6 protein-coding genes are annotated in these 9,657 nt (G+C 65.5%); 4 read left to right on the top strand and 2 right to left on the bottom strand.

The annotated features are described in order from the left end of the window. Positions 1-58: 58 nt before the first annotated feature. From glpK to AX729_RS11155, 3 genes are all read left to right on the top strand, one after another. Positions 59-1,564, top strand: a complete 1,506-nt coding sequence (gene glpK, locus AX729_RS11165; protein ID WP_061022927.1) for a glycerol kinase GlpK — start codon at positions 59-61, stop codon at positions 1,562-1,564. A gap of 272 nt (positions 1,565-1,836) precedes the next feature. Beyond that, positions 1,837-2,430 carry a GNAT family N-acetyltransferase gene (locus AX729_RS11160; RefSeq protein ID WP_061022925.1) on the top strand — a complete coding sequence of 198 codons (594 nt, stop codon included), beginning with the start codon at positions 1,837-1,839 and terminating at the stop codon, positions 2,428-2,430. Between the two features lie 249 nt (positions 2,431-2,679). After that, positions 2,680-3,309, top strand: a complete 630-nt coding sequence (locus tag AX729_RS11155) for a glutathione S-transferase family protein (protein WP_061022924.1) — start codon at positions 2,680-2,682, stop codon at positions 3,307-3,309. Positions 3,310-3,794: 485 nt separating this feature from the next. Here the strand turns inward: AX729_RS11155 and metH are convergent, their stop codons facing one another. Beyond that, a complete protein-coding gene (gene metH, locus AX729_RS11150) occupies positions 3,795-7,649 on the bottom strand; it encodes a methionine synthase (protein WP_061022922.1) in 3,855 nt (1,284 codons plus the stop codon). Between the two features lie 6 nt (positions 7,650-7,655). Further along, positions 7,656-8,567: a methylenetetrahydrofolate reductase [NAD(P)H] gene (metF, locus tag AX729_RS11145; protein WP_061022920.1), complete on the bottom strand. Its 912-nt coding sequence runs from the start codon at positions 8,565-8,567 to the stop codon at positions 7,656-7,658. A gap of 376 nt (positions 8,568-8,943) precedes the next feature. Here metF and AX729_RS11140 point away from each other — a divergent pair. Continuing rightward, a partial coding sequence (locus tag AX729_RS11140; RefSeq protein WP_061022917.1) for an LLM class flavin-dependent oxidoreductase occupies positions 8,944-9,657 on the top strand: 714 nt, incomplete at its 3' end.

Here is a 9,657-nt window from a genome sequence, read left to right as displayed (position 1 = left end):
GATCGAGATGGAGCTAAAAGCCGCTTAACCCGTCCACTTTATCGGGGGAAGATCAGCCATGTCTTTCGTCCTCGCCATCGACCAGGGCACCACCTCCTCGCGCGCGATCGTGTTTCGCGGCGATATCTCCATCGCGGCGAAGGCGCAGCAGGAGTTTCCGCAGCATTTCCCGGCGTCGGGCTGGGTCGAGCACGAGCCCGAGGACATCTGGACCTCGACGGTGATGGTCTGCCGCGAGGCGATCGAGCAGGCCGGCATCAAGCCCAAGGATATCGCCGCGATCGGCATCACCAACCAGCGCGAAACCACCGTGGTGTGGGACCGCGCCACCGGGCAGGCGGTGCACCGTGCCATCGTCTGGCAGGACCGCCGCACCGCCGACATCTGCGCGAAACTGAAAGCCGACGGCCGCGAGCCGGTGATCTCCAGGAAGACCGGCCTGATCATCGATCCCTATTTCTCCGGCACCAAGGTCGCCTGGATCCTCGACCACGTCCCCGGTGCGCGGGCGCGCGCCGCGCGCGGCGAATTGATGTTCGGCACCATCGATAGCTACCTGCTCTGGCGGCTCACCGGCGGCAAGGTGCACGCCACCGACGCCACCAATGCCTCGCGCACGCTGCTGTTCAACATCCACACCGGCGAGTGGGACGACGAGCTACTGGAGATCATCGGCGTGCCGCGCTCGATGCTGCCCGAGGTGAAGGATTCCTCCGCCCGCTTCGGCGAGAGCACGCCCGACCTGTTCGGCGGACCCATCGCCATCTCCGGCATTGCCGGCGACCAGCAGGCCGCCACCATCGGCCAGGCCTGCTTCCGTCCGGGCATGATGAAATCAACCTACGGCACCGGCTGCTTCGCGCTGCTCAACACCGGCACCACGCCGGTCGTATCGAAGAACAAGCTGCTCACCACCGTCGCCTATCAGCTCGAGGGAAAACGCACCTACGCGCTCGAAGGCTCGATCTTCGTTGCCGGCAGCGCCGTGCAATGGCTGCGCGACGGCCTCGGCATCATCAAGCACGCCGCCGAGACCGGGCCTCTTGCCGATCAATCGGACTCCATGCAGAGCGTCTATCTCGTCCCCGCCTTCGTCGGCATGGGCGCGCCCTACTGGAATCCGCGCGTGCGCGGCGCGCTGTTCGGCCTCACCCGCAACACCGGCCCGGCCGAGCTCGCGCACGCCGCGCTGGAAAGCGTCTGCTACCAGACCTTCGACCTCTGGGCCGCGATGCGCGCGGACTGGCCGAGCTCGGAGACCGCCAGCGTCGTGCTCCGTGTCGACGGCGGCATGACCGCCTCCGACTGGACCATGCAGCGCCTCGCCGATCTCCTGGACGCCCCGGTCGATCGCCCCGTGATCCAGGAGACCACGGCGCTGGGCGCCGCCTACCTCGCTGGTCTCCAGGCCGGCGTTTATCCCGAGCCGACCAGGTTCGCCGACAACTGGCGCCTGGAGCACCGCTTCAAGCCCAACATGAGCCAGGCGACGAGAGAGCGGAAGCTCGCGGGCTGGGCGAGAGCTGTGAAGGGCGTGCTGGCGAGCGACGAGGGGGAGGGGTAGGGCGCGCACTTCGTAGCCCGGATGAAGCGAAGCGAAATCCGGGACCGCTGCCGCGTGTGGCGCAAATCCCGGATTACGCTGCGCTCCATCCGGGCTACACGCACTCTCTCTCAACCGTGATTGCGAGGAGCCCTTGCGACGAAGCAATCCAGACTGTCTCCTCTGAAGGACCCTAGATTGCTTCGCTTCGCTCGCAATGACGGAGTGCGGTGCTGCTGTCGTTCCTCAAACGGAACGCCCCACCAGCCCAGTATGAACGAAAGCGACCAACCATGATCCTCCCCGACGGCTATTCCGACGTCCCAGCCGGCAAGATCGCCGCCGTCGTCACCCATCTGGAGATGACTGCACCTCCCGCGCGCCGCGCCGATCCGCCCGGCAGCTGGACCCTGCGCAAGGTCGATGCCCCCACGCTTCCCTGGTACCGCGATCTCTTCCGCCGCGTCGGCGAGGATTGGCTGTGGTTCTCGCGACCACGCATGACCGACACCGAGCTTGCCGCGATCATCCACGCACCGGGCGTTGAAGTCTACGCACTGGTCGCGGATGGTCGCGACGAAGGCTTGCTCGAACTCGACTTCCGCGAGCCCCGCCAGTGCGAGCTGACCTATTTCGGCGTCACCGCTGGGCTGATCGGCACCGGCGCCGCCCGCTTCCTGATGAACCGCGCGCTGGAGATTGCCTGGTCGCGCGACGTCGGCCGCGTCTGGGTGCACACCTGCACCCTCGACCATCCCTCCGCCGTCGCGTTCTACCAGCGCTCCGGCTTCCGCGCCTTCCGCCGCCAGATCGAGATCGCCGACGACCCTCGCCTCGACGGCACGGCGCCGCGAACGGCAGCGAAGCATGTCCCGATCATCGAGTAAGTGCACGGCTGCGTCCCCACCGTCATTGCGAGGAGCACTTGCGACGAAGCAATCCAGCAGGCTGTAGCTCGGATGAGAGCAGCGATATCCGGGGGAAGCGCTCACGAGAGCCCCGGCCGATTGTCCATTGATCCCGCCTTGTTGCGTCGTGCGCAATGCTCTTGTTCCAAGAAATTTGTTGCGGCGCCTGCGCATTGGCGATGAACTGGGCGCCCCTGCCGTGTTCAACGATTGAGAAGAGCGAGAACCATGTTCCTGATCGGCCAATATGATTCCCCCTTCGTCCGCCGCGTCGCGATTGCGCTGCGGCTCTACGGGCTCGCCTTCGAGCACAGGCCGTGGTCGACCTTTGGCGATGCCGACAAGATCGCGCCGTATAATCCGCTGCGCCGGGTGCCGACGCTGGTGCTCGACGACGGCGAGGCGCTGATCGAGAGCACGATCATCCTGGATTATCTCGACGAACTCGTCGGCCCCGAGAAGGCGATGCTGCCGCGCGGCGGCGCGGAGCGGCGCAGGCATTTGCGCATCTGCGCGCTCGCCTCGGGCCTCGGCGACAAGGCGGTGAGCCTGCTCTACGAGCGCGTGCTGCGGAAAGAGCAGCTCGCGCTATGGGTCGAGCGTTGCCAGGCGCAGATCGGCGACGTCCTGAAGGTGCTCGAGGCCGAGCGCGCCAAGGTGACGACGCCGTACTGGCTGGGTGACCGCATTGGCCATGCCGACGTCGCGGTGGCCTGCGTCCTCCGCTTCACCCGCGAAGCGCATCCGCAATTGTTCGACGCGTCACGCTATCCGGCGCTCAGTGCACATGCCGAGCGCTGCGAGGCACTGGCGCCGTTCAAGGAGATCGTGCAGCCGCTGGCCCCGCCGAAGGGGTAGGGCCCATTTTACCCCCTGGAGAAGAGGGCTGTCGCATACGAGTTCTTGGCTGGACCTGAGCGCGCGCCTCGTCCTTCGAGACGACCGCGGAGCCGGTGATCGGGCCGCGCTATGCGCGGACCCGGTGGCGGTCTCCTCAGGATGAGGCTAAGTGGCACCGGTGCCCGCTGAAACTGCTGCCGCACACTCCGTCCTCATCCTGAGGAGCCGCGCTCTTCGCGCGGCGTCTCGAAGGATGGCCGCAGGGAGAAGCTCTCGAATGCGATGGACCGGTCCCGCATCTCGCTTCGCTCATGCGGGCTACAGGCGAGAGCAATCAATACGGGCCGGAGCGTGCAACGCCCACAGCAGCCGATGATGAAATACTACTGCTGTTTTGCCCGACGCCGCAACTCCGCTTCGGTAAAATCGAAATTACTGAGCGTTTTCAACCCCATCGCTACTGTGCATGGGGTTGTTTTCGCAGTTTTTGTTTGGAGGCGCGCCTAACCCGCCCCGGCGCGCTTCTTCTGCCAGACCAGATGCACCGCGCAGGTGCAGCCCGGCGGATGCGAGGCGAGGTCCTTGGGGGCCTCGTCATTCGCGGGCGTTCCTACGAAAGCCTTGTCGCTCGCGCTCTGCTGCGACGGGATGTAGTTCAGCACCGGCGCGAGCCAACGCTCGGCTTCTGCCACCGTCATGCCCTTGCGTGCCGCGTAGTCCTCGACCTGGTCGCGCTCGATCTTGCCGACGCCGAAATAATAGCTCTCGGGGTTTGCGAAATAGAGGCCCGATACCGACGAGCCCGGCCACATCGCAAAGCTCTCGGTCAGCTTCACGCCGGCCGTGTTCTCGGCATCGAGCAATTCGAACAGCGTCGCCTTCTCGGTGTGATCGGGCTGGGCGGGATAGCCCGGCGCGGGGCGGATGCCCTGGTACTTCTCCAGGATCAGTTCCTCGCTGGAGAGCGCCTCGTCCGGCGCGTAGGCCCAGAACTCGCGGCGCACGCGGGCATGCATGGCTTCCGCGAACGCCTCGGCGAGGCGGTCGGCCAGCGCCTTGCACAGGATCGAGGAGTAGTCGTCATTGGCCATCTTGAAGCGGTCGGCGACTGCATCCTCGCCGATGCCGGCGGTGACGACGAAGCCGCCGATATAGTCGGGCACGCCGGCGGGCGCGATGAAGTCGGCGAGCGCCGCGTTGAAACGGCCCTCGCGCTTCTCGAGCTGCTGGCGCAGCGTGTGCAGCGTCGCGATTGGCTTGGTCCGACTCTCGTCGGCATAGAGCACGATGTCGTCGCCTTGCGCATTCGCCGGCCAGAAGCCGATGGTCGCCCGGGCCCGGAACCATTTCTCCCTCACGATGGTGTCGAGCATCTTGCGCGCGTCGTCGTAGAGGGAGCGCGCGACCTCGCCCACCTTGGCGTCGTCGAGGATGGCGGGGAAGCGTCCCGCGAGCTCCCAGGTCTGGAAGAACGGCGTCCAGTCGATGTAGGGCACGAGCTCGGCGAGATCGTATTCGTCGAAGCTGCGGGTGCCGAGGAAGGTCGGCTTCACCGGCTTGCTCTTGGCGAAGTCGACCGGCACGCGGTTGGCACGGGCGTCAGTCAGCTTCAGGCGCTTCTTGTCGGCCTGCGCGCGCAGATGCGCCTCCGAGATCTTGGCGTATTCGGCCCGCACCTCGGCGGCATAGGCCTCGCGCTTCTCCGGCGAGAGCAGCGCGGATGCGACGCCGACGGCGCGGCTGGCGTCGTTGACGTGCACGACGGGACCGGCGCGATAGCTCGGATCGATCTTCACCGCGGTGTGCACGCGGCTGGTCGTCGCGCCGCCGATCAGCAGCGGCAGTTTGAGGCCCTCGCGCTGCAACTCGCCGGCGAAGAACGCCATCTCGTCGAGCGAGGGCGTGATCAGGCCCGAGAGCCCGACGATGTCGGCCTTCTCCGCCTTCACGGTCTCGACGATCTTGGCGGCCGGCACCATCACGCCGAGATCGATGACCTCGAAATTGTTGCACTGGAGCACGATGCCGACGATGTTCTTGCCGATGTCGTGGACGTCGCCCTTCACCGTCGCGAGCACGATCTTGCCGGCGGACGAGGAGCCCTCCGTGCCGATGCCGTTGGCGAGGTTGCGCGCCTTCTCCTCCTCCATGAACGGCATGAGGTAAGCGACGGCCTGCTTCATGACGCGGGCGGACTTCACGACCTGCGGCAGGAACATCTTGCCGTCGCCGAAGAGATCGCCGACGACGTTCATGCCCGCCATCAGCGGTCCCTCGATCACGTCGAGCGGACGCGAGGATGTCTTGCGGGCTTCCTCGGTATCCTGCTCGATGAACTCGGTGATGCCGTGCACCAGCGAATGCGACAGCCGCTTCTCCACCGGCCATTCGCGCCAGGCGAGATCGGCTTCCCTGCTTTCCGTCTTCTTGCCGCGGAATTTTTCGGCGAGCGCCAGCAGGCGTTCGGACGCACCGGGATCGCGGTTGAGGACGACGTCCTCGCAGGTCTGGCGCAGCTCGGGATCGATGTCGTCATAGACGATCATTTGCCCGGCATTGACGATGCCCATGTCCATGCCGGCCTTGATGGCGTGATAAAGGAACACCGAGTGCATGGCCTCGCGCACCGGCTCGTTGCCGCGGAACGAGAACGACAGGTTGGAGACGCCGCCGGAGACATGAGCGCCGGGCAGGTTCTGCCGGATCCAGCGCGTCGCCTCGATGAAGTCGACGCCGTAATTGTTGTGCTCCTCGATGCCGGTCGCGATCGCGAAGATGTTCGGATCGAAGATGATGTCCTCGGGCGGGAAGCCGACGCGGTTGACGAGGATGTCGTAGGCGCGCTTGCAGATCTCGGTCTTGCGCGCGAAGGTGTCGGCTTGGCCGACCTCGTCGAAGGCCATGACGACGACGGCCGCGCCGTGGCGGCGGGCGATCTTGGCTTCAAGGATGAACTTCTCCTCGCCTTCCTTCATCGAGATCGAATTGACGACCGGTTTGCCCTGCACGCATTTCAGGCCGGCCTCGATCACCGAGAATTTCGAGGAATCGACCATGACCGGGACGCGGGCGATGTCGGGCTCGGCGGCGACGAGGTTGAGGAAGGTCACCATCGCCGCTTCGGAATCGAGCAGACCCTCGTCCATGTTGACGTCGATGATCTGCGCGCCGTTCTCGACCTGGTCGCGCGCGACCTGCAGCGCGGCGGTGTAGTCGCCGGCGGTGATCAGCTTGCGGAAGCGGGCCGAGCCGGTGACGTTGGTGCGCTCGCCGACGTTGACGAAGGGAATCGCGTCCGTCAGCACGAACGGCTCGAGGCCGGAAAGCCGCAGGCGCGGCGCGACCTCCGGCACGATGCGCGGCTTGTGCGGGGCGACCGCAGCGGCGATCGCCGCGATATGGTCCGGCGTGGTGCCGCAGCAGCCGCCGACGATGTTGACGAGGCCGTCGCGGGCGAACTCGCCGATCAGACGCGCCATATAGTCGGGCGTCTCGTCATACTGGCCGAACTCGTTGGGCAGACCGGCATTGGGATAGGCGCACACCAGCGTATCGGCGACGCGGCCGATATCGGCGATATGCGCGCGCAGATCCTCGGCGCCGAGCGCGCAGTTGAAGCCGATGGTGATGGGTTTCGCGTGCCGCACCGAATTCCAGAACGCCTCCGGCATCTGGCCAGAGAGGAGGCGGCCGGATTTGTCGGTGATGGTGCCTGAGACCATCACCGGCACGTCGATGCCGAGCTCTTCGGTGATCTCGGCGATCGCATAGAGCGCCGCCTTGGCGTTGAGCGTATCGAAAATGGTCTCGACCAGCAGAAGATCGACGCCGCCCTCGATCAGCCCGCGGATCTGCTCGCCGTACGACTTGCGCAGATCGTCGAAGGTGACGGCGCGGTAGCCGGGATTGGAAACGTCCGGCGAGATCGAGGCGGTGCGGTTGGTCGGCCCGATGGCGCCCGCGACGAAGCGCGGCTTGCCGTCTTCGGCGGCGACGCGCCGTGCGGCATTGCCGGCGAGGCGGGCGCCTTCGCGCGCCATCTCGTAGACGATGCCGGTGAGGTCGTAATCGGCCTGTGCGATCGAGGTCGTGGAGAAGGTGTTGGTCGCGACGATGTCGGCGCCGGCGCGCAAATAAGCAGCGTGGATGTCTTCGATCGCCTGCGGCTGGGTCAGGATCAACAGATCGTTGTTGCCGCGCAGGTCGCGATGAACGTTCTTGAAGCGCTCGCCGCGGAAGGCGGCTTCGTCGAGCTGGAGGTTCTGGATCATCGTGCCCATGGCGCCGTCGAGCACGAGGATGCGTTCGCGCGCGGCGGCGAGGAGGGCGGTTCGCTTGGGAGACGTCGATACGGTCATGTCGTCTTACGCCGCCTTCTGCGCGCTCTTGGCGCGAATGCCGAGCAAATGGCTGATCGCGAACACGAGATCGGCGCGGTTCATGGTGTAGAAATGGAAGGTGTCGACGCCGTGCTTGGCCAGCTTCTGCACCTGGCCGGCCGCGACGGTCGCGGCCACCAGCTTGCGGGTCTCCGCATCGTCGTCGAGGCCCTCGAACTTCGCGGCGAACCAGTCCGGCACAGTGGTGCCGGCGCGGGTGACGAAGGCTCTCGCCTGCTTGAAATTGTGCATGGGCATGATGCCCGGCACGATCGGAATGTCGATGCCGCGGGCGCGGACGCGGTCGAGATAGCGGAAGTAGAGGTCGTTATCGAAGAACACCTGCGTGATCGCGCGCGTCGCACCCGCATCGACCTTGGCCTTGAGCGTGTCGATGTCGGCGTCGAAGTCGCGCGCTTCGGGGTGCTTCTCGGGATAGGCCGACACGCTGATTTCGATATCGCCGTGCCGCTTCTTGATTCCCGCGACGAGGTCGGCCGAGCTCTGGTAGCCGTCGGGATGGCTCGAATAGGGCGTGCCGATGCCGCCGACCGGATCACCGCGCAAGGCCACGATGTGGCGGACGCCGACCTCGTGATAGCGGTCGACGATCTCGTCGATCTCGCCGCGCGAAGCCCCGACGCAGGTCAGATGCGCGGCGGGCAGCAGCGCGGTCTCTTGCAGGATGCGGGCGATGGTCGAATGCGTGCGCTCTCGGGTCGAGCCGCCGGCGCCGTAGGTTACCGAGACGAATTTCGGCTCGAGCAGGGCGAGCCGGTTGATGGTGTCCCAGAGATTGCGCTCCATCTCCTCGGTTTTCGGCGGAAAGAACTCGAAGGAGATCGCCGGCCGCTTCAGGTACCCGTCGGCTGTCGCAGGCGTCGTCACGTCAGTCATGGCACCACTCACTCCAATTTCCGCCGGCCCTGGGGGTCTAGCTTGGGAGTGCCTAAGATAAGGCAAAGGCAGATTGGTCGACAGCCCATCCCTGATGGGAAGTGGCCCACTATCCCGATGGAAATGTGAATTTCAGGACAGAAATACTCTTCTGTGGGAAGACGGTAAAGCAGATTAATATATTTATAGTACAATAGCTTATATGATTTTTTGCGCCTTCGCTTTGTTGGTTTTGGTGGTGGGCGGTGTGGAGTTAAAGTTTTGCGGATATGATTTGGCCCAACGGGCATCTTCCGCGACGGCCCGCTCGTCCGTACCGTCAGACCTGCGCAGCCCGCCATTGCCGCCACACGGTCCTCCATTACGTTAGCGCGCCATGATCCCGCTCTCAGTTCTCGACCTCTCCGTCGTCACCACGGGCACCAAGCCCGCCGCGGCGTTGCGCAACAGCATCGATCTGGCGCGCCATGTCGACGGGCTCGGCTATGTCCGCTACTGGCTCGCCGAGCATCACAATCTCGCCTCCGTCGCGAGTCCCGCGCCCGACGTGATGATCGGGCAGATCGCGGCGGTGACGAAGCACATCCGCGTCGGCTCCGGCGGCGTGATGCTGCCCAACCACGCTCCGCTGGTGGTCGCCGAGCGCTTCAAGATGCTGGAGGCGCTGTTTCCCGGCCGGATCGATCTCGGCCTTGGCCGTGCTCCGGGCACCGACGGGGCCACCGCCTACGCGCTGCGCAGCCGGCTCGACCGTCGCGAGGGCGACGATTTCCTGGAGCGGCTGCACGAATTGATCTTGTGGGAGACCCGCGAATTCCCCGCGGGACACCCCTACAACAACGTCGTCGCCATGCCTGACGACACCGCCCTGCCGCCGATCTGGCTGCTCGGCTCCAGCGACTATTCCTCGGAGCTGGCCGCGCAGGTCGGCATGGGTTTCGCCTTCGCCCATCATTTCGCCTCCCACGACGCGATCGATGCGATGGTGCATTACCGCAATCGTTTTCAGCCCTCAGCCTGGCGTGCGACTCCCCATGCCATTCTCGCGGTCGCCGTCATTGCGGCGGATACCGACGAGGAGGCAGAAAGG

The sequence above is a fragment of the Bradyrhizobium sp. CCH5-F6 genome, assembly GCF_001556045.1.
In the GTDB taxonomy this organism is placed as follows: Bacteria; Pseudomonadota; Alphaproteobacteria; order Rhizobiales; family Xanthobacteraceae; genus Bradyrhizobium.
The sequence above is the reverse complement of the archived record's forward strand: the minus strand, read 5'-3'. Positions and strand labels throughout refer to the sequence as shown.